We start from the raw sequence: 1,056 nt of genomic DNA on the forward strand, positions 1-1,056 counted from the left end.
GGGCTGACGGATGAGCCGACGCGTTTCGGCGCCATCCAGGTGTCGAGATTGTTCATATTATCTTTAATCGCCTTGATCGTTCCCTGCGTTTCCGCTCTTTTCACCTCATGATAAGGCTTGCGGACGTCCCGTCTGATCGCCTCGATGATTTCTTCTTCATGTGCGGTGACGGCATCTAAAAAGCGCTGAAGCTTTTCTCTGCGCTGCCCGGCTGTTGAAGCACGCAGCGTTTTTTGATTTTTTTTCTGAAGCTCAAAGACGCGTTTGATGTCTGCTTTTATATGCTGATCCATCGGTCTTCCTCCTCTGGTTGCTTTTTTGTTTCTTCAGGGCCTATTATAATGTGATGTGTTTTTGGGGCAAAGACAGCGTAAACACATCTATACGTTACCGTACATATTGCGGTGATCTGTCTAATGAAAGGAGTGTCTCTTATGCCGGATTCTGTGACAACTGACATCAAACAAGCGCTTTTGGCCATGCTTGGAGAGCGGGATATCCGCCGTGTGACCATGAAGGACATTGCCGAACGGTCGCATGTGAGCCGGGGGACACTGTACCTTTATTACGAGGATAAATATGCGATTTTAGAGGATATAGAGGAAGAAATGAAAGACGGGCTGAGCGAAGCGCTGTATGATTCGCTGAAGAATAAAGATGTGCTTCATTTACATGGCGGATGGCAAAAAGTGCATCCGACCCTGTCTTTTGTTGACCGGCACCGGGAGTTTTTTCAAACGATGATGGACCGTCATAAAATGCCGTATTTTCACTTTCATGCTTTTTTAAAAGATGTGTTCCGGCATGATGTGCTGCTGTCACCGGTCAATGCGGATTTCTCACCGACTGAACAGGATATGTACATTCATTACCGCGCTTTATACACGTATGCCATTGTGTTGTACTGGCTGAATGAGGAGCCCGGGGCATCCCCGGAAGCGATCAGCGGACAGGTGTGGGATTTAATTTCTCAAAAACGATTTTACTGGCTGTTTGGCCGCCGGGTGCCGGAACAAGAAGAAAAATAGCCCGCCGACCGCCGGGTGACCCGGACGA

The 1,056-nt window shown here is 48.3% G+C and carries 2 protein-coding genes; one reads left to right on the top strand and one right to left on the bottom strand.

Annotation, left to right across the window (positions count from 1 at the left end; translation table 11 throughout):
* On the bottom strand, positions 1 to 293 hold a 293-nt coding region (locus ACFVXG_RS46195), incomplete at its 3' end, for an aldehyde dehydrogenase family protein (RefSeq protein ID WP_387936513.1).
* Between the two features lie 153 nt (positions 294 to 446).
* Here ACFVXG_RS46195 and ACFVXG_RS46200 point away from each other — a divergent pair.
* The gene (locus ACFVXG_RS46200) at positions 447 to 1,028 is read left to right on the top strand and encodes a TetR/AcrR family transcriptional regulator (protein WP_387936514.1); all 582 of its coding nucleotides are present in this window, start codon (positions 447 to 449) and stop codon (positions 1,026 to 1,028) included.
* Positions 1,029 to 1,056: the final 28 nt, after the last annotated feature.

This window comes from Kitasatospora sp. NPDC058162 (assembly GCF_042884005.1).
In the GTDB taxonomy this organism is placed as follows: domain Bacteria; phylum Actinomycetota; class Actinomycetes; order Streptomycetales; family Streptomycetaceae; genus Kitasatospora.